The 18127-nt window shown below is 71.3% G+C and carries 15 protein-coding genes; 9 read left to right on the forward strand and 6 right to left on the reverse strand.

What is annotated here, in order from left to right:
* Nucleotides 1–25: 25 nt before the first annotated feature.
* Nucleotides 26–661: an MBL fold metallo-hydrolase gene (locus ACWD3I_RS16385; RefSeq protein WP_365402214.1), complete on the forward strand. Its 636-nt coding sequence runs from the start codon at nucleotides 26–28 to the stop codon at nucleotides 659–661.
* Nucleotides 662–691: 30 nt separating this feature from the next.
* Nucleotides 692–1471 carry an exodeoxyribonuclease III gene (locus tag ACWD3I_RS16390; RefSeq protein WP_365402217.1) on the forward strand — a complete coding sequence of 260 codons (780 nt, stop codon included), beginning with the start codon at nucleotides 692–694 and terminating at the stop codon, nucleotides 1469–1471.
* Nucleotides 1472–1658: 187 nt separating this feature from the next.
* Here the strand turns inward: ACWD3I_RS16390 and ACWD3I_RS16395 are convergent, their stop codons facing one another.
* Nucleotides 1659–3413 carry an SGNH/GDSL hydrolase family protein gene (locus ACWD3I_RS16395; protein WP_365402220.1) on the reverse strand — a complete coding sequence of 585 codons (1755 nt, stop codon included), beginning with the start codon at nucleotides 3411–3413 and terminating at the stop codon, nucleotides 1659–1661.
* 191 nt (nucleotides 3414–3604) lie between these two features.
* Between ACWD3I_RS16395 and ACWD3I_RS16400 the strand changes: the two genes are divergently transcribed.
* Together ACWD3I_RS16400 and ACWD3I_RS16405 are read left to right on the forward strand one after the other, a co-directional pair.
* Nucleotides 3605–4012, forward strand: a complete 408-nt coding sequence (locus ACWD3I_RS16400) for a DUF6278 family protein (RefSeq protein ID WP_365402222.1) — start codon at nucleotides 3605–3607, stop codon at nucleotides 4010–4012.
* A 125-nt stretch (nucleotides 4013–4137) separates the two neighbouring features.
* Entirely contained in the window at nucleotides 4138–4881 is a 744-nt protein-coding gene (locus ACWD3I_RS16405) for an amino acid ABC transporter ATP-binding protein (RefSeq protein ID WP_365402225.1), read from the forward strand.
* A gap of 233 nt (nucleotides 4882–5114) precedes the next feature.
* On the opposite strand, the gene ACWD3I_RS16410 is transcribed toward ACWD3I_RS16405, so the two are convergent.
* Nucleotides 5115–6683, reverse strand: a complete 1569-nt coding sequence (locus tag ACWD3I_RS16410; protein ID WP_365402228.1) for an alpha/beta fold hydrolase — start codon at nucleotides 6681–6683, stop codon at nucleotides 5115–5117.
* 116 nt (nucleotides 6684–6799) lie between these two features.
* Nucleotides 6800–7558 carry a hypothetical protein gene (locus ACWD3I_RS16415; protein WP_451084107.1) on the reverse strand — a complete coding sequence of 253 codons (759 nt, stop codon included), beginning with the start codon at nucleotides 7556–7558 and terminating at the stop codon, nucleotides 6800–6802.
* Nucleotides 7559–7702: 144 nt separating this feature from the next.
* Here ACWD3I_RS16415 and ggt point away from each other — a divergent pair, with 144 nt between their 5' ends.
* Complete coding sequence (gene ggt / locus ACWD3I_RS16420) at nucleotides 7703–9520, forward strand: gamma-glutamyltransferase (RefSeq protein WP_365410359.1); 1818 nt, start codon at nucleotides 7703–7705, stop codon at nucleotides 9518–9520.
* On the opposite strand, the gene ACWD3I_RS16425 is transcribed toward ggt, so the two are convergent.
* The 3 genes from ACWD3I_RS16425 to map form a co-directional block, all read right to left on the reverse strand.
* Nucleotides 9521–12064 carry an ATP-dependent Clp protease ATP-binding subunit gene (locus ACWD3I_RS16425; RefSeq protein WP_365410418.1) on the reverse strand — a complete coding sequence of 848 codons (2544 nt, stop codon included), beginning with the start codon at nucleotides 12062–12064 and terminating at the stop codon, nucleotides 9521–9523.
* 86 nt (nucleotides 12065–12150) lie between these two features.
* Nucleotides 12151–12687 carry a GNAT family N-acetyltransferase gene (locus tag ACWD3I_RS16430; RefSeq protein ID WP_365410362.1) on the reverse strand — a complete coding sequence of 179 codons (537 nt, stop codon included), beginning with the start codon at nucleotides 12685–12687 and terminating at the stop codon, nucleotides 12151–12153.
* Nucleotides 12688–13081: 394 nt separating this feature from the next.
* Nucleotides 13082–13855 (reverse strand): type I methionyl aminopeptidase, encoded by a 774-nt coding sequence (map, locus tag ACWD3I_RS16435; RefSeq protein ID WP_365410365.1) that lies wholly within the window; start codon nucleotides 13853–13855, stop codon nucleotides 13082–13084.
* Between the two features lie 32 nt (nucleotides 13856–13887).
* Between map and ACWD3I_RS16440 the strand changes: the two genes are divergently transcribed.
* The 4 genes from ACWD3I_RS16440 (at nucleotide 13888) to ACWD3I_RS16455 (ending at nucleotide 18110) form a co-directional block, all read left to right on the forward strand.
* Nucleotides 13888–14139, forward strand: a complete 252-nt coding sequence (locus ACWD3I_RS16440) for a helix-turn-helix domain-containing protein (RefSeq protein WP_365410368.1) — start codon at nucleotides 13888–13890, stop codon at nucleotides 14137–14139.
* Nucleotides 14140–14272: 133 nt separating this feature from the next.
* Nucleotides 14273–15823 carry a hypothetical protein gene (locus ACWD3I_RS16445; protein WP_365410371.1) on the forward strand — a complete coding sequence of 517 codons (1551 nt, stop codon included), beginning with the start codon at nucleotides 14273–14275 and terminating at the stop codon, nucleotides 15821–15823.
* 158 nt (nucleotides 15824–15981) lie between these two features.
* Nucleotides 15982–16824 carry a nitrilase-related carbon-nitrogen hydrolase gene (locus ACWD3I_RS16450; protein WP_365410374.1) on the forward strand — a complete coding sequence of 281 codons (843 nt, stop codon included), beginning with the start codon at nucleotides 15982–15984 and terminating at the stop codon, nucleotides 16822–16824.
* Nucleotides 16821–18110, forward strand: coding sequence for an aspartate aminotransferase family protein (locus ACWD3I_RS16455; RefSeq protein ID WP_365410377.1), 1290 nt, complete (start codon nucleotides 16821–16823; stop codon nucleotides 18108–18110). The genes ACWD3I_RS16450 and ACWD3I_RS16455 overlap by 4 nt, the downstream gene beginning before the upstream one ends.
* Nucleotides 18111–18127: the final 17 nt, after the last annotated feature.

Genomic DNA, 18127 nt, shown 5'->3' on the forward strand with positions numbered 1-18127 from the left:
CCTTCCAGGAGGCAGGATGGAAGTCATGAAGCTCACGAAGATGTCGCACGCCTGTGTCCGCCTCGAGAAGGACGGACGCACGCTGGTCCTCGACCCCGGCGGGTTCGGCGAGGCGGACGCCGCGGTCGGCGCGGACGCGATCCTGATCACGCACGAGCACCCCGACCACTTCGACGAGGAGCGGCTGCGCGCGGCCCTGGAGGCGAACCCGGCCGCCGAGATCTGGACCCTGAAGTCCGTCGCGGAGAAGATCTCCGCCGCCTTCCCGGGCCGGGTGCACACCGTCGGCCACGGTGACACCTTCACGGCGGCCGGCTTCGACGTCCAGGTCCACGGCGAACTCCACGCCGTCATCCACCCGGACATCCCGCGCATCACCAACGTCGGCTACCTCGTCGACGGCGGCCGCGTCTTCCACCCCGGTGACGCCCTGACCGTCCCCGACCACACCGTCGAGACGCTGATGCTCCCGGTCATGGCCCCCTGGAGCAAGATCTCCGAGGTGATCGACTACGTCCGGGAGGTCAAGCCGCAGCGGGCGTACGACATCCACGACGCCCTTCTCACCGACCTCGCCCGCCCCATCTACGACAACCAGATCGGTGCGCTCGGCGGCTCGGAGCATATGCGGCTGGCGCCCGGGGAGAGCACGTCGCTGTGAGTGTCAGTGGCGCCCGGTAGGTTGTCAGGCATGCGCATCGCGACCTGGAACGTCAACTCGATCACCGCCCGCCTGCCGAGGCTCCTGGCCTGGCTGGAGAGCAGCGGCACCGATGTGCTCTGCCTCCAGGAGGCCAAGCTGGCCGAGGAGCAGTTCCCGTTCGACCAGCTGCGCGAGGCGGGCTACGAGGCGGCGGTCAACGCGACCGGGCGGTGGAACGGCGTGGCGGTGATCTCCCGCGTCGGCCTGGAGGACGTCGTCAAGGGCCTGCCCGGCGACCCCGGCTACGACGGCGCCCCCGAGCCCCGCGCCGTCTCCGCGACCTGCGGCCCGGTCCGCGTCTGGTCGGTGTACGTGCCGAACGGCCGCGAGGTGGACCACCCGCACTACGCCTACAAGCTCCAGTGGTTCGAGGCCCTCAAGGCGGCCGTCGCGGGCGACGCGGCGGGCAGCCGCCCCTTCGCGGTCCTGGGCGACTACAACGTGGCGCCGACCGACGACGACGTCTACGACGTGGCCGCCTTCGAGGGCCTCACCCACGTCACCCCGGCCGAGCGCGCCGCCCTCACCTCGCTGCGCGAGGCGGGCCTGTCCGACGTGGTCCCGCGCCCCCTCAAGTACGACCACCCCTTCACGTACTGGGACTACCGCCAGCTCGGCTTCCCCAAGAACCGTGGCATGCGCATCGACCTCGTCTACGGCAACGAGCCGTTCGCGAAGGCCGTCAGCGACGCCTACGTGGACCGCGAGGAGCGCAAGGGCAAGGGCGCGTCGGACCATGCGCCGGTGGTCGTGGATCTCGACGTCTAGGGCCTGTCCGGCGGATCAGGCCGGCTGCAAGAGGCGGTGCATACCGGACCGAGTCGAGCGGGGCCTGGTGCGTGCAGCTGCAAGGCGGAGGAGGGAGTCGACGCGGAGCGTCGGCGAGTGACGACAACGCGGCAGATGTGCGTGCCAGACCCCGCGACGCCGGCATGATCCGTCGGACAGGCCCTGGTCACCGCAGCAGACCGAGGTCCACGGACCCGGCGAGTGCCGCGAGCCCCGTGTCTCCCGGGTGTAGATGGTCGCCGCTGTCGTACGCGGGCAGCAGCCGTGCCGGGCGGTCCGGGTCGCGCACCACGCCGTCGAAGTCGAGGAAGCCGTCGAACACACCGGCGTCCCGGATCCAGGCGTTCACCGCGACCCGTTCGCCGTCCACGGCGGCCGTGCAGCGTGCCTCGCCCTCGCAGGGCAGGATCGTCGCGGCCAGCATCCGCAGCCCGCGCGCACGGCCCCGGTCGGCGACCTCCCGCAGGCCCGCGATCACCTCGTCCGCCGTGGCGCCCCACCGCACGTCGTTGACGCCCTGGAAGACGACCGCCGTACGTGCCGACGTCTGCGCGAGGACATCCCGGTCGAACCGGTGCAGGGCGCTCACCCCGCCGGTGTCCGTGGAGACTCCGTCACCCGGATAGCGATCGGAGACCACACGGTTCGCGGAGATCCCCTGGTTCAGCACGCCGTAGTGCGGGACCACATCCTGCGCCAGCAGCCGTGTGGCCAGCACATTGGGCCACCGCCGGTTGGCGTCCGACGTCGACTTGTCCCCGTCCGTGATCGAGTCCCCGAGCAGCACCACGGACCCCGGCCCGCCGCCCACGTCCACCCCGGTCAGCAGCGGCCAGCTCGTCAGGGCGGTGGTGTACGCCGTCGCCGAGCCGTCGGCCGTGTGGTCGCCCGCCTCGCTGACGTACGAGCGCTGCTGCGCCAGCCGGTGCACGGGAGCCGCCGTCACCGTCCCCGGCAGATGGAAGCTCACCAGCAGGTTCGCGTCCGCGGGCACCTCGAAGTCGAGCGGATCGCTGAACACCTGCGCCCCCGCGGGCACCTCGGCGCCCGCCGCACCCCGGAAGGCGACCGGCACCGGCACGTCCCGCGCCGCCGCCCCGGCCTCCTGGACCGCCACCGTCGCGCTCCCGATCCGCACGGGAGCCGCCGCGAAGGTGTTGTCGAACCGCAGCCGCACCCGCGGCCCGCCCACCGAGGAGTGCACCACGAGCCGCAGCGTCCGCCCGCTCCACGGCCCCACGGCCGGGTACCCGGCGGTCGCGGCCGCCCAACTCCCGCTCCAGCCCGCGGTGGTGGCCCGCACCGACACCGCGAACACATGCAGGGCAGGCGAGTCGGGCAGCCGCACCGAGGCGATCTGGCGGCCGCGCGCGAGCGGGACTGTCACGACGTACAGCCGTGCCTTCTCGGCGAGTTGACCGCCGGGCGTGTTCACGTGCGGCAGCGCCACCGCCTTCGTGGCGAGCGGGCCGGTGCGCCAGTCGGGGGCGGTGAGCCGGTAGGAGGAGCTGCTGCCGTTCGCGTACGACACCCTGCCCGCACCCGTCACGTCGGCGCCGCCCGTGCCCGCCACCAGGAAGGCGAGTGCGTCGCCCCGGCCGCCGACGCGCACCGACTGCCCGGCGGCCCGTACGTTGTCCGGCTCGCCCGCCTCCCGGCGCGGCCAGGACAGCCGTGCCCCCTGCACCGTCGGCGTCCGGCCGGGTGTCCAGCCCGCCGCCGTGAGGTCCTGGGCCGACAGGGAGGCGCCCGACCCGTCGAAGTCCGCCGCGCCGGGCCGGGCGTCGTCGCTGACCGCCGTGTTGTCGAAGAGCTGCTCCAGCGGAAGCGGTTGTGCTCTCTCCGCTCGCCGCGGGGCGCTCGCCTGCACCGGGCCGGCCGGTACCAGGACCGCGCACAGGGCGAGGGCGAGCGCGGACATCCGTACACCTCGGCGCACCTGGTTCCCCCGTTCAGCACCGGTCAGGACGATACGAAAGACGCTCCGTGAAGTTAAGGAGGCACCGGTGGCGCGTCAACGAGCCATGCGCGAACTCGGCGTGAAGTCGCCCCGAATCGACTGCAGGCGCGCGCCTGTGGTGCTGGGGCGTGTGCCAATGACACGCTGGGCGTATGAAGATCCCTTTTCTGGGCAACCGGCGCAAGGAACCCGAGGTGCACGACGCCGAGGGCATCGCCGAGCTCCTCTCCGAGTGTGAGCTGCTGCGCCACCAGGCGTACCGCAGCGGTGTGCAACTCGACGACACCGTTGCCTCGTTGGAGGCGCTCGACCAGCTGGTGCCGCGGTGGCGGGACGACGCGGAGGTCCTGGAGTGGCTCGGCAACGACGCCGGGCTGTATCTCGGGACGGTGATCGTACGGACCGTGGAGGGGGCGCACTGGGGGATCCGCTCCGACGGGCAGCCGGTGATCCGGCTCGGCTCCGGCCGGGAGTTCGATGTCGTCGCCGACGGCCATGAGTGGGCGGCGAGCGGGGTGCCCGAACTCTCCCAGCTGTATGCCGAGGTGGCGGAGGCCTAGGGCAGGCGTATAAGCAAGGAGTAAATACGGCTAATGCCCGAAAAGTGCGTGTCGTGTATTAACTCCACTCTTGTCTGGATAGTTTGCGGCAATCGCGACACAGCTGAGAGTGGGTAGGGCTGGGCATGGCCGTCGATCCGTTGATCGAGCTGCGTGACGTCAACAAGTACTACGGGGCACTGCATGTCCTCCAGGACATCAACCTCACTGTCGGCAAGGGGGAGGTGGTCGTGGTCATCGGCCCGTCAGGGTCGGGAAAGTCGACCCTGTGCAGGGCGATCAACCGGTTGGAGTCCATTCAGTCCGGTGAGATCCAGCTGGACGGACAGCCGCTGCCGGAGGAGGGCAAGGCCCTCGCGAAGCTCCGCGCCGAGGTCGGCATGGTCTTCCAGTCCTTCAACCTCTTCGCCCACAAGACCGTCCTCCAGAACATCTCGCTGGCTCAGACCAAGGTCCGTAGGCGCAGGAAGGACGAGGCCGACAAGCGGTCCCGTCAGCTCCTCGACCGGGTCGGTCTCGCCGACCAGGCGGACAAGTACCCGGCACAGCTCTCCGGCGGCCAGCAGCAGCGCGTGGCCATCGCCCGCGCCCTCGCCATGGATCCCAAGGCCCTGCTGTTCGACGAGCCGACCTCGGCCCTCGACCCGGAGATGATCAACGAGGTCCTGGAGGTCATGCGGCAACTCGCGCACGACGGCATGACCATGGTCGTCGTCACCCACGAGATGGGCTTCGCCCGTTCGGCCGCCAACCGCGTCGTGTTCATGGCCGACGGCCGTATCGTCGAGGACCGCGCCCCCGAGGAGTTCTTCACCAACCCGAACAGCGAGCGAGCGAAGGACTTCCTCTCCAAGATCCTCACGCATTGACCCGGGGGGAGTGCGACCCATGTTCCGCACCGCACGTGTGTGCAAGGACCCGATGGTCGGCCCCCATGCCGGCGACTTCCTCGCGTCGAACCTCTATTACGCTATGCCGTTCATCCCCGTGGTGACGGTGATCCCGCCGGGGACGCCGCTGCCGGGTGGGGATCCCCCCACGGCCCCGAGACCGTAGGGGGTGGCAGCTCACAGAGCCATACCCGCCCGGCGCCGGCCGGAGATCACTGCTCGCGCAGCGGAATCGACACGTACGACGGGTCGTTCGACGGCGAGGAGAAGGTCAGCCGCGCGCCGGACGGGTTGTGCTCGATGTAGAGCGGGTCGACCGTGTCGACGACCAGGGCGAGACGGTGCCCTGCCGGGACGTCGTAGGCCGTGGAGTACAGCTCCAGGTCGACGCCGAACGGCTTGCCGGGCGTCTGCCCGTGGAAGGTGTACGGCGCGTTGCTGACCAGCTTGCCGAGGCCGAGCGGCCCCACGTCGTACAGGTAGGCGACGAGGGTGCCGCTCTCCTTGGTGGGGGTGACCGTGGTGTGCAACTCGGCGGTGCCGCGCACCTGTTGGGCCGTCGCGTACTTCTCCGACTGCCATACGGCCGCCCAGGTGCGGGGGAGCAGGGGGATCGAGGCGACCGGGGGCAGCTTGGCGACCTGGTCGAGGATGCTGGACAGGAAGACGACCCCGCCATTGGCGCCCGAGTCGACGTTGGTGCGGATCGTGGTGGTGCCGGACAGGGCGAGCTTCTTGCGGGTCGCGCCCACCGACTTCCAGTCCGGGTAGCCCTCGTAGCCGCCCGTGGAACGGGACTTGAGCCGGACGGGCCGCTCCTTGTCGATGCCGTTGGCCTCGCCCTTGAGGTAGTGGTCGAACCAGCGCTCGGTGTCGGTCCACACGTCGTTGGGCAGCCCCAGCAGACCGGTGAGCTCGGCGGTCGCGTGGTCGCCGGGGCGGAACTCCAGTCGCTTCGGACCGGTCAGCTTCTCGTAGAAGTCGGCGTACTGGTTGGGCGGGAAGATCGTGTCGCCCCAGGCGTTGGCCATCATGACCGCCGCGCCGTTCTTGTTCAGCTGATCCACATATGTGGCGACCGAACGTTTCTTCCCCCAATTGACCATGTCCTGTTCCCTGGACAGGTCGGAGGCGTAGAAGTTGTCGAAGATCTCCCGGAGTTCGGCGCTCTGGCGCCCGGTGACCAGGCTCGCGCCGTCGAGGAGGGCCGAGGCCTGGACGTGCTGGGTGCGCCCCGAGTAGATCGAGTCGATCAGGTCGGCCCAGCCGCTGAGGGCGGCGACCGCCTTGACGCGCTTGTCCTGTGCGGCGGTGAGCAGGCTGATGCCGGCGCCGTACGAGACGCCCGCCATGCCGACGTTCCGGGCGTCGGCCGGGGTGTGCGTGAGCGCCCAGTCGATGACCTTGCGGGCGTCGGCTATGTCGGGCGGGCCCGCCACTTCTATCTCCCCGCCGGACTGCCAGAAGCCGCGCACGTTGTAACTGAGCACCACATAGCCGGAGTTCGCGAGCTTCTGGGCCTGCGCGAAGTACTCGACCTGGGGCAGGCCCCAGCTCGTGGGCAGCACGAGCAGCGGGTAGCTGCGGCTGCCGTCGGCGCCGGCCGGGGTGATGACGTTCGCCTTGAGGACGGTGCCGCCCTCGCCGGTGATGTCGACGAACCGGACGTCGTTCGTCGCGGCCTGTGCGGCGGGGGTCGTGCCGAGGACCCCACCGGCGATCAGGGTCGCGGAGACGGCGCCCACGGCGGTGGTGCGCAGGGCCTTGCGATGGTGTCCCACGGGTCACTCCTCACTCGTGTCAATGCAAAGTGACCCGACGGTAACCGCGGGTTCTTACCGTAGGTAACCCGTCGGTAAGTTACGCGGCAGTAACGATTGTTGTCATGTGAATGAATTCAGGAGGCGCGGTGGGAGTTGCGGGGAGCCGCGGGTGCCGGCAGTGGTGCCTGTGCGGCCCGGGTCACGTCCGCGATCAGCTCGGCGACGTCCGGACCGTACGCCTGTGAGTTGACCACCTTCAGCAGCAGGACGAACGTGTTGTTGCCGTACTTGCGGGACAGCCGCTCGTGGTTGCGGGCGAGGTAGCGGGTCGCGGCCTGGTTGGTGATCGCGGTCTGGCCGCTGAACAGGAAGACGGGCCGGGTCAGGCCGGGTTGCCCCGCCGTGAGCCGGGCCAGCAGCACGTATTCGGACAGGCCCTTCTCCATGCGGTAGCGCTCGCTGCCGATCTGGAAGGCGAGCCGGTCCGGGCCCGGTTCCGGGTCGGTGTTCACCCGCACCCCGGGCAGCATGGCGTGCATATGGGCCGCCATGCGGCGGTTGGATCCCGGGCCGCCGACACAGAACTCCGTGCGCTCCCCGAAGCCCTGCCGGGCCGTGTCCTGCGTGATCACCTCGGCGTGCGCACCGCAGTCCTTGATGAGCGCGGAGAGCTCCAGGAGCGCGAAGACGTCGTAGCGGTGCACGGCGAGGTCCGGGCTGCCGGCGTCGCGGTTGACGACGAGGAGGGACTCGGAATTGTCCGGCAGCCCGAAGAACGCCTGCTTCCTGCGGAGCTTGCGCTTCCACAGATAGGTGCGGGCCACCCAGCCGAGGGCGGCACTGATGCCGGCCGCGACCACGCCCAGGACGATGTTGCGCACGTCGTCATTCATGGGCGCGCATGCTAGCGGGCCGACATGGCTGGTACGTACCCGTGTTCGAAGTGTGGCGTTCTCATGGCGGGTGCCCTGAATGGGGCTGTCGGGCCCCTGGTGTTGTGGTTACGCTGCGCGGACGGTCCCGGCCTGGAGGTACGCATGCGTCGCCCTGTCGCGCGGAAACTTCTCGTCCTGGCGGTTTCGGCCGCCGTGGTGTCGGTCGGGGCGACAGCTCCGCCAGGGAGCGCCCCGACCTCTTCGACGCCGCGGAAGGTGCCCGTCGCCGTCGGCTACGGCGGTGCCGTCGCGAGCGTCGACCTCGACGCCTCCTCGGCCGGCATCGAGGTCCTGAGGAAGGGCGGCAACGCGGTCGACGCCGCCGTCGCCACGGCCGCCGCGCTCGGCGTCACCGAGCCCTACTCCTCCGGCATCGGAGGCGGCGGCTACTTCGTCTACTACGACGCCAAGTCCCGCAAGGTGCACACCATCGACGGACGGGAGACGGCTCCGCTCACCGCCGGCTCCGACCTGTTCGTCGAGAACGGCAAGGCGCTCGCCTTCGCGGACGCCGTCAGCAGCGGACTGGGCGTCGGTACGCCGGGCACCCCCGCCACCTGGGCGACGGCGCTCGGCAAGTGGGGCAGCAAGAGACTCGGGACGGTCCTGAAGCCCGCCGAGCGGATCGCCCGCGACGGGTTCACCGTCGACGACACCTTCCGCACGCAGACCGCCGCCAACGAGACCCGGTTCCGCTACTTCCCGGACACCACGAAGCTGTTCCTGCCCGGCGGACAGCTCCCGGTCGTCGGCTCCACCTTCAAGAACCCCGATCTCGCCCGCACCTACGAGGAGTTGGGCAGGAAGGGCGTCGACACCCTCTACCGCGGCGGTCTCGGGGACGAGATCGTCGACACCGTGAACCACCCGCCCGTGGACCCGGCCTCCGGCTGGAACGCCCGCCCGGGCGACCTGTCGGAGAAGGACCTCGCGGCCTACCGCGCGAAGCTCCAGGCGCCCACGAAGACCTCGTACCGCGGACTCGGCGTCTATTCCATCGCGCCCTCCTCCTCCGGCGGCACGACCGTCGGTGAAGCCCTCAACATCCTGGAGAACACCGACCTCTCGAAGGCGAGCGAGGTCCAGTACCTGCACCGGTACATCGAGGCCAGCCGCATCGCGTTCGCGGACCGGGGGCGCTGGGTGGGCGACCCGGCCTTCGAGGACGTGCCGACGAAGGAACTGCTGTCGCAGAAGTACGCGGACTCCCGCGCGTGCCTCATCAAGGACGACGCGGTGCTGACGAGCCCGGTCGCGCCGGGCGATCCGCGCCATCCGGCGGCCTGCACCAGTGGGGGGACGGCGGCGCCTACGACGTACGAGGGTGAGAACACCACGCATCTGACGGTGGCCGACAAGTGGGGGAACGTCGTCTCCTACACGCTCACCATCGAGCAGACCGGTGGCAGCGGGATCACGGTGCCGGGGCGTGGGTTCATTCTGAACAACGAGCTGACGGACTTCTCCTTCGTCCCGGCCAACCCGGCCGTGCACGACCCGAATCTGCCGGGCCCGGGCAAGCGGCCGCGGTCCTCGATCTCGCCGACGATCGTGCTCGACCGGCACGACAAGCCTGTCGTGGCGCTCGGTTCGCCCGGCGGGGCGACCATCATCACCACCGTGCTGCAGACGCTGACGCAGTTCGTGGACCGCGGGGTGCCGCTCGTCGACGCGATCGCCGCGCCGCGGGCGAGCCAGCGGAACGCCGCGCAGACGGAGGTGGAGCCCGCGCTCTTCAACGACACCGGTCCCGGCAGCCTCAGGTCCCGGCTCGAGGCCATCGGGCACTCGTTCAGGCTGAACCCCGAGATCGGGGCGGCGACCGGTGTCCAGAGGCTGCCCGACGGGAAGTGGCTCGCGGCGGCCGAGACGGTACGACGGGGCGGCGGCTCGGCGCAGGTGGTGCGCCCGGCGCCGTAGTCACCGCTCAGGGGCGGGCGTCTCGTCCTGCGTACGGAACGCGAGATGCCCGCCCTCCAGGTCCACCGTCACCCGGCCGCCTTCCTTCACACGGCTGTCCAGGAGCAGTCGGGACAGCTCGTTGTCCACCTCCCGCTGGATCGTGCGACGCAGGGGACGGGCGCCGTACTCCGGCTGGTAGCCGCGCTGGGCGAGCCAGTCGACGGCCGTGTCCGTGAAGTCGACCGTGATGCCCTGGGCGTGGAGCATCCGGCGGGTCCGGTCCAGGAGCAGGTTCGTGATCCGGCGCAGCTGCTCCTGCGTCAACTGGCGGAAGACCACGATCTCGTCGATGCGGTTGAGGAACTCCGGGCGGAAGTGCTCGCGCAGCGGCCGCAGGATCTGTTCGCGCCGGGCCTCCTCGTCGGCCTCGGCGCCGCCCGGGCCGAAGCCGATGCCGGCGCCGCGGCGGGTGATGGCCTCGGAACCCAGGTTGCTGGTCATCACCACGACCGTGTTGGTGAAGTCGACCGTGCGGCCCTGGGAGTCGGTGAGGCGGCCGTCGTCGAGGACCTGGAGGAGGATGTTGAAGACGTCCGGGTGCGCCTTCTCGACCTCGTCCAGCAGCAGGAGCGAGTACGGGTGCCGGCGGACGGCCTCGGTGAGTTGCCCGGCCTCCTCGTGGCCGACGTATCCGGGCGGGGCGCCGACCAGACGGCTGACGGTATGGCGTTCCTGGTACTCGCTCATGTCCAGGCGGACCATGCGCTCCTCGCTGCCGAACAGGGCCTCGGCGAGGGCGCGGGCCAGCTCGGTCTTGCCGACACCGGTCGGGCCGAGGAAGAGGAAGCTGCCGATGGGGCGGTCGGGGCTGGCGAGACCGGCGCGGGAGCGCATGACCGCCTCGGCGACCACGCTCACCGCCTCCTCCTGGCCGACCACGCGCTGGTGGAGGTGCTCCTCCAGCCCGAGCAGCCGTTCCTTCTCCTCCTGGGTGAGGCTGGCGACCGGGATGCCCGTCTGCCGCGACACCACCTCGGCGATCGCCTCCGCGGTGACCTCCAGGTTCTGCCCCTCGTCGGCCTCGTCGTGCCCGGTGGCCTCACCGATGCGCTGCTTCAACTGCGTGATGCGGTCGCGCAGTTGCATGGCCTGCTCGTAACTCTCGTCGGCGACCGCCTGGTCCTTGTCCCGGGCCAGCTGCTCGACCTCGCGCTCCAGGGCCCGTACGTCCGTGCCCTTGGTGCGGGCGCGCAGCCGTACCCGGGCGCCGGCCTGGTCGATGAGGTCGATGGCCTTGTCGGGCAGCCGGCGGTCGGCGAGATAGCGGTCGGAGAGCTCCACGGCGGCCACCAGCGCCTCGTCGGCGTAGCGGACCTGGTGGTGGGCCTCGTAGCGGTCGCTCAGTCCGCGCAGGATCTCCAGGGCGTCCGCGACGGACGGCTCCGGTACCAGGATCGGCTGGAAGCGGCGGGCCAGTGCCGCGTCCTTCTCGATCCGCCGGAACTCCTCCAGGGTGGTCGCGCCGACGATGTGCAGCTCGCCGCGGGCCAGGGCGGGCTTGAGGATGTTGCCGGCGTCCATCGAGGCGGCCTCACCGCTACCGCCCGCGCCGACGACGGTGTGCAGTTCGTCGATGAAGACGATCAACTCGTCCGAGTGGGCACGGATCTCGCCCACGATGTTGGTGAGCCGCTCCTCGAAGTCGCCCCGGTAGCGGGTGCCCGCGACCACCCCGGTCAGGTCCAGGGCGACCACACGCCGCCCGACCAGCACGTCCGGCACATCGCTCTCGGAGATCCGCTGGGCGAGCCCCTCCACGATGGCGGTCTTGCCGACGCCCGCGTCGCCGATCAGCACGGGGTTGTTCTTGCCGCGCCGGGAGAGCACCTCGATGGTCTGCTCGATCTCCTCGTCGCGGCCGATCACCGGGTCGATACGGCCCTGCTGGGCCAGCTCGGTGAGGTCACGGCTGTACTTGTCGAGGGTCGGGGTGCCGGTGGTGCGGGGCGCTTCGCTGCGCGGCTGCCCGGGGTCCGGTGCGTTCTCGGGCGGCAGGGGCGAGGGCGCGAAATGGGCGGAGTTGAGGATGTGCCCGGCCGCGGAGTCGGGGTTGGCGGCCAACGCGCTGAGGACGTGCTCGGGTCCGATGTAACCGGTGCCGCGGGCCCGGGCCAGGTCGTGCGCGTCCAGCAGGGCGCGCTTGGCGGCCGGGGTCAGGGAGAGCGAGGTCGGCGGCGGGACCTCGCCCGGCGGGTGCTGCACCGGGCCGGACCGTTCGTCGATCTCCTCGGCGAGCTCGTCGGGATCCGCGCCGGCCCGGCTGAGCAGGCTCCGGGTCGGCTCGGCGGACAGTGCCGCGCGCAGCAGATGCTGGGTGTCCAGGTCCCGGCTGCCGTGCTCGGCGGCGTACTGGGCGGCACCCCGGACCAGTTCACGGGCGGGCTGGCTCAGCAGCCGGCCGATGTTGATCTGCCGGGGTCCGGGTCGGGGTCCGCCGAAGAACCGGGCGAGGAACTCGCCGAAGGGGTCGTAGCCTTCCGATCCATTGAAGCCGCTGGTCATGGCCGTTCCCATCCGGCCTCCCCGCAGGGCCCGGGGACGCCTCGCCGATCGACGTGCCGGGGTCGGGTAACCCGCGTGGGAGCCGGTTACACCTCTGGCCCGTCCTCGCCCGGACGACCCACCTGTGCTGCGGGCCAGGTGTACTCCACCTCGTCCACCACGAGGTCCGGGGCCAGCCGCAGCGGGCGCTCGGCCGTGCGCAGGCCGCCTTGGCGCTCGTAGAACACGATCGCACGATCGTTGCCCCGCAGCACCTCCAGGAAGACGTCCCGCCCCGGGTGCGCGGCGGCCGCCCAGGAGAGGCCGCGGCGCAGCAGGCTCCGGCCGAGACCGGTGCCGACGCGATCCGGGCGGACATGCAGGTTGTCGACGTGGACACGACCGTCCGCCGCGGTGCACAGGTAGATGAAACCGTGCAGCTCACCGTCCTCGTGCGCGACGAGAAGCAGACGGTCGGGGGCGAGCGCGGCCGTCCTGGCCCGCCACTTCTCCCGGTGTTCCTCGGCCACCGGGCCGTGCAGATAGGCGGCGGGCAGGAGCGCGGCGTACGCACTGTGCCAGCTGGCCGTGTGCAGGGCGGCGATACGGTCGGCGTCGGCGGCGGTCCCCGGTGCGATCGGCATGGGGCAGGGTAACTCCCGGTCGTCGCAGGGCTGTACGGGCGGTGAGGCCGTCGACGCGCACGCCGTGGACATGCGGGGCGCGGCAGTCCGGGATGGGTTGACATATCCCATGCCGGGCCTCGGTCGCCTGCGGTTTCACTGTCCGGCGGTGCGACAGCTCTGTCAGTCCTGGTCCCCGGGGCCCAGGCCCGGGAGATCCGGCCCGCGAGGCTCTGGCGCCCGAGGCCCCGGCCCGGGAGGCTCTGGCGCCCGAGGCCCCGGCCCGGGAGACCTGGCCCGGGAGACCTGGCCCGGGAGACCTGGCCCGGGAGACCTGGCCCGGGAGACCTGGCCCCCGAGACCCAGCCCCCGAGACCCAGCCCCCGAGACCTGGACCCCGGAGATCCGGTGCCCCTCAGTCCGCGCGCGCCGTCAGGACCCGCGGGCCCGTCTCCGTGATCGCCACCGTGTGTTCGGCGTGGGCCGCGCGTGAGCCGTCGTTGGTGCGCAGGGTCCAGCCGTCCGCGTCCGCGTGGTAGCCGTCCGTGCCGCCGCCGATCAGCATCGGCTCGATCGCCAGGACCATGCCGTGGCGCAGCTTCATGCCGCGGCCGGGGCGCCCTTCGTTGGGCACCCCCGGGTCCTCGTGCATCCGGCGGCCGATGCCGTGTCCGCCGAAGCCGTCCGGGATGCCGTACCCGCCCTGGCGGCACACCGTGCCGATCGCGTGCGCGATGTCTCCGATGCGGTTGCCGACGACGGCGGCCGCGATACCGGCGGCGAGGGCCCGCTCGGCCGTCTCGATCAGGCGTACGTCGGCCGGGCGCGGTGTGCCGACCGTGAAACTGAGCGCCGAGTCGCCGACCCAGCCGCCCAGTTCGGCACCGAAGTCCATCGAGACGAGGTCGCCGTCGCGCAGCTTGTAGCGGGTAGGGATGCCGTGCACGATCGCGTCGTTCACGGAGGCGCAGAGGACGGCCGGGAAGGCGGTCGGCGCGAAGGAGGGCCGGTAGCCGAGGAAGGGCGAGGACGCGCCCGCCTCCCGCAGCACGTCGTGCGCCACCTCGTCCAGTTCCAGCAGGGAGACGCCCACGTCGGAGGCCTTGCGCACGGCCGTGAGGGCACGCCCCACGACCTGGCCGGCCTCGTACATGGCGTCGATCGATGTGTCCGTCTTCAGCTCCACCATGCCAATTACTATACCGGTATTAGAATGGTGTCATGGTGCGCACCCCACTGACCCAAGAAGAGCGTGAACGCGGCGAGCGGCTCGGCCGGTTTCTGCGCGAGGCCCGCGGTGGCCGCAGCATGGCCGACGTCGCGGCGCGTGCGGGTATCTCCGCGGAGACCCTTCGGAAGATCGAGACCGGCCGGGCGCCGACGCCCGCGTTCTTCACCGTCGCCGCGCTGGCGGGAGTGCTGGGGCTGTCCATGGACGACCTCGTGGTGAGGTGTGTGCTGGTGCCTTTCTGACGGCGGGGCGCACAGTGTCGGACCGCCCGGTCGGGGATCTTTGCGCCCGGTTCGCAAAGCCGCTGTAGCCGCGCCGTAACACAACTGGTGTTTTCTACGGACCGGAGTACTCCGGTCTGGCGGGAGTTGTGCGATGGCAGTGGAACAACTCCCGGGTCGGGTGCGGGAGTTCGCGAACTACCTGAACGGTCTGCTGGCGCGCCTGGATCAGGGCGGCGGCTGGTGCGCGGTGTTCTGGCAGCGCGACCCCGACGGTGTGCGGGCCTGTCTCGAGGGGCGTGAAGTGCCGCCCTGGGACGTGGTGGAGGCACTGCTGCAGGACCTGGCCACCGAGTACGGCCCGGGTGCCGCCACTGCCGAGGCCGAACAGGTCAGGGCCCTGCATGCCGCGGCGCTGTCCGCGTTCGACGCCCGGCCCGGTGGCCGGGACGCCCTCGGCGACCGACTCGACGTCATGCTCCGCGAACAGCGGTACGCCGCCGAACGGCAGACGCAGTTGGGTCGTTCGCTGGCCGCCGCCACCTCCCGGGAACAGGCCGACGCCCTCCGCCTCGACCTCGCCTGGGCCCGCGACGACCACGAACGGGCGACCGTCCGGTGCGCGGAACTCCGTTCCCGGATCCAGCGATTGGACCACCGCTCGGCGGAGGGCCAGGCCCGGGCGATCCGCCGCGGACGCATCGGCGGTGTGTTCCGTATCGAGAGCGAGTACGGCCCGGGCGACGCGGACGAGCAGGGCGGCCGGGTCCCGGACATGCCGCAACAGCGCGACGCGGGTACGGCCGCGGAGGCGGCGGGCCGGCGTGAGGACACGGGGTGGGGTGACGGGTGGGGCGGGCAGGGGTCCGGTTCCGCGGCCGCCACCCACGACGCTCCGGCAGTCGCCGGTGGGCCGGAGTGGGCCGAGACACGGGACACGGGCACGGCCCCCGTCGCCGAACCCACCCCCAAGCAGCGCAAACGCCGTCGTGGCGGCGCCCGCTTCGCCGGGGTCGCCGAGGAGGAGACCGGCCCCGTCGTCGTACCGCCCGCCGCCGAACCCGCTCTGCCCGCGCCCGCCGCCCGCGGCCGCCGTACTCCGCGAGGTGCCCGGTTCGCCGGGGCCGCGGGCGAGCCCGAGGTGCGCCCGGAGCCGCAGGCCGAGCCGGTGGACGCGGGGGCCGGGCAGGAGGTCGTGGAGACGGTCCGGACGCTGGTGCGGTTGCGTGCGGAGGGGCGCAGCGGTGAGGCGCACGCGCTGCTCGTCGAGGCCGCCCATTGGCCCGCCGCCCGCTTCCCGCGGCTCGCCGGTGAACTCCAGCGGGCCGGGCTCGGGCACGACTGGGCGAGCCTGCTGTGGGAGGCCGCCTCGCTGCCCGCGGACCGGCTGGTCGCCGCGGCGGACGCGCTGGTCGGGGCCGGGCGCGGCGGTGACGGGGAGCAGATCCTGCGCCAGGGCGTGGCCCGGCCCGCCGAGGAGATCGGCGCCGCCGTGCTGGGGCTGACCGCCGAGGGCCGCCGCCGCGAGGTGCGCGCGCTGCTCGACGCCTATGTCCGCGTCCGTACCCCTGAGGAAGCGGCCCGCAGCGCCGCCCCCGGCCCGGGCACGCTCGTACCGCTGCTGCTGGAGGCCGCGCGGGGTGTCTCGGAGGAGCGCCACTGGGACCTCGTCCACGCACTGCGGGTCGCCGGCTTCACCGCCTGACCGGCGGGGTCGATCACCCACGAGAGTGTGAAACGTGATCGACTCAGCGGGTTAACGACGATGGTCTTGGCAAGGCTCCCGGGGAGGCTTACTTTCGACCCTCTACGGCCCGCATCTACGGGCGTAGAGGCTCTGAGGTCCCGTCGAAGGAGCAGCTCATGGCCAACGTCGTACGTGCCGCCCTGGTCCAGGCCACCTGGACCGGCGACACCGAGTCCATGGTGGCGAAACACGAGGAGCACGCCCGGGAGGCGGCCCGGCAGGGTGCGAAGATCATCGGGTTCCAGGAGGTCTTCAACGCCCCCTACTTCTGTCAGGTCCAGGAACCCGAGCACTACCGCTGGGCCGAGCCCGTGCCCGACGGACCGACCGTCGTTCGTATGCAGGAGCTCGCCCGCGAGACCGGCATGGTGATCGTCGTACCGGTCTTCGAGGTCGAGCAGTCCGGCTTCTACTACAACACCGCGGCCGTGATCGACGCCGACGGCACCTTCCTGGGCAAGTACCGCAAGCACCACATCCCCCAGGTCAAGGGCTTCTGGGAGAAGTACTACTTCAAGCCGGGCAACGTCGGCTGGCCCGTCTTCGACACCGCCGTGGGCAAGGTCGGCGTCTACATCTGCTACGACCGGCACTTCCCGGAGGGCTGGCGGCAACTCGGCCTCAACGGCGCCCAGTTGGTCTACAACCCGTCGGCCACCCACCGCGGGCTCTCCTCCTACCTCTGGCGCCTGGAACAGCCCGCCGCGGCCGTCGCCAACGAGTACTACATCGCCGCGATTAACCGGGTCGGCGTCGAGGAGTACGGCGACAACGACTTCTACGGCACGTCGTACTTCGTGGACCCGCGCGGTCAGTTCGTGGGCGACACCGCCAGTGACAAGGTGGAGGAGCTTCTCGTCCGGGACCTCGACTTCGACCTCATCGAAGAGGTACGGCAGCAGTGGGCCTTCTACCGGGACCGACGGCCCGACGCCTACGAAGGGCTGGTGCAGCCGTGACCGACAAGGACCTGCTGGGCCGCCACCGGTCCGTCCTGCCCGACTGGCTCGCCCTCTACTACCAGGACCCGCTGGAGATCACCCACGGCGAGGGCCGCCACGTCTGGGACGCCGCGGGCAACAAGTACCTCGACTTCTTCGGCGGCATCCTGACCACGATGACCGCCCACGCGCTGCCCGAAGTCACCAAGGCGGTGAGCGAACAGGCCGGGAGGATCATCCACTCGTCCACGCTCTACCTCAACCGGCCCATGGTGGAACTGGCCGAGAGGATCAGCCGGCTGTCCGGCATCCCGGACGCCCGGGTCTTCTTCACCACCTCCGGCACCGAGGCCAACGACACCGCCCTGATGCTCGCCACCACCTACCGGCGCAGCAACACGATCCTGGCGATGCGCAACAGCTACCACGGCCGCTCCTTCAGCGCGGTCGGCATCACCGGCAACCGCGGCTGGTCCCCGACCTCGCTCTCCCCGCTCCAGACGCTGTACGTCCACGGCGGCGTGCGGACGCGCGGCCCGTACGCCTCCCTCGGCGACGACGAGTTCATCGCGGCCTGCGTCGACGACCTGACCGACCTGCTCGGCCACACCCGCCCGCCCGCCGCCCTGATCGCCGAGCCCATCCAGGGTGTCGGCGGCTTCACCTCACCGCCGGACGGCCTGTACGCCGCCTTCCGCGAGGTGCTCGCCGAGCGCGGCATCCTGTGGATCGCCGACGAGGTGCAGACCGGCTGGGGCCGCACCGGCGACCACTTCTGGGGCTGGCAGGCGCACGCGTCCTCGGGGCCGCCCGACATCCTCACCTTCGCCAAGGGCATCGGCAACGGCATGTCCATCGGCGGGGTCGTGGCCCGCGCCGAGATCATGAACTGCCTGGACGCGAACAGCATCTCCACCTTCGGCGGCACCCAGGTCACCATGGCGGCCGGCCTCGCCAACCTGTCGTACCTCCTGGAACACGACCTCCAGGGCAACGCCCGGCGCGTCGGCGGGCTGCTCATCGAGCGGCTGCGGGCCGTCACCGCGCAGATTCCCGGCGTACGGGAAGTGCGCGGGCGCGGGCTGATGATCGGCATCGAGCTGGTCGAACCCGGCACCGACCGGGCCGCCCCCGATGCGGCGAGCGCCGTCCTGGAGGCGGCCCGCGAGGGCGGGCTGCTGCTCGGCAAGGGCGGCGGCCACAACACCAGCGCGCTGCGGGTCGCACCGCCGCTGTCCCTCACCGTCGCGGAGGCCGAGGAGGGCGCCGCGATCCTCGAGAACGCTCTGAGGAGCATCCAGTAGCAGTACGGGCAGCAGGA

Source organism: Streptomyces sp. NPDC002817 (genome assembly GCF_053592055.1).

Bases quoted from the DNA above. Each gene is read 5' to 3' on its own strand.
- ggt (WP_365410359.1), top strand. From the start codon at position 7,703: ATGCGTCGCCCTGTCGCGCGGAAACTTCTCGTCCTGGCGGTTTCGGCC.
- ACWD3I_RS16405 (WP_365402225.1), top strand. From the start codon at position 4,138: ATGGCCGTCGATCCGTTGATCGAGCTGCGTGACGTCAACAAGTACTAC.
- ACWD3I_RS16385 (WP_365402214.1), top strand. From the start codon at position 26: ATGAAGCTCACGAAGATGTCGCACGCCTGTGTCCGCCTCGAGAAGGAC.
- ACWD3I_RS16440 (WP_365410368.1), top strand. From the start codon at position 13,888: ATGGTGCGCACCCCACTGACCCAAGAAGAGCGTGAACGCGGCGAGCGG.
- ACWD3I_RS16430 (WP_365410362.1), bottom strand. From the start codon at position 12,687: ATGCCGATCGCACCGGGGACCGCCGCCGACGCCGACCGTATCGCCGCC.
- ACWD3I_RS16395 (WP_365402220.1), bottom strand. From the start codon at position 3,413: ATGTCCGCGCTCGCCCTCGCCCTGTGCGCGGTCCTGGTACCGGCCGGC.
- ACWD3I_RS16450 (WP_365410374.1), top strand. From the start codon at position 15,982: ATGGCCAACGTCGTACGTGCCGCCCTGGTCCAGGCCACCTGGACCGGC.
- ACWD3I_RS16415 (WP_451084107.1), bottom strand. From the start codon at position 7,558: ATGAATGACGACGTGCGCAACATCGTCCTGGGCGTGGTCGCGGCCGGC.
- ACWD3I_RS16400 (WP_365402222.1), top strand. From the start codon at position 3,605: ATGAAGATCCCTTTTCTGGGCAACCGGCGCAAGGAACCCGAGGTGCAC.
- ACWD3I_RS16445 (WP_365410371.1), top strand. From the start codon at position 14,273: ATGGCAGTGGAACAACTCCCGGGTCGGGTGCGGGAGTTCGCGAACTAC.
- map (WP_365410365.1), bottom strand. From the start codon at position 13,855: ATGGTGGAGCTGAAGACGGACACATCGATCGACGCCATGTACGAGGCC.
- ACWD3I_RS16390 (WP_365402217.1), top strand. From the start codon at position 692: ATGCGCATCGCGACCTGGAACGTCAACTCGATCACCGCCCGCCTGCCG.
- ACWD3I_RS16425 (WP_365410418.1), bottom strand. From the start codon at position 12,064: ATGACCAGCGGCTTCAATGGATCGGAAGGCTACGACCCCTTCGGCGAG.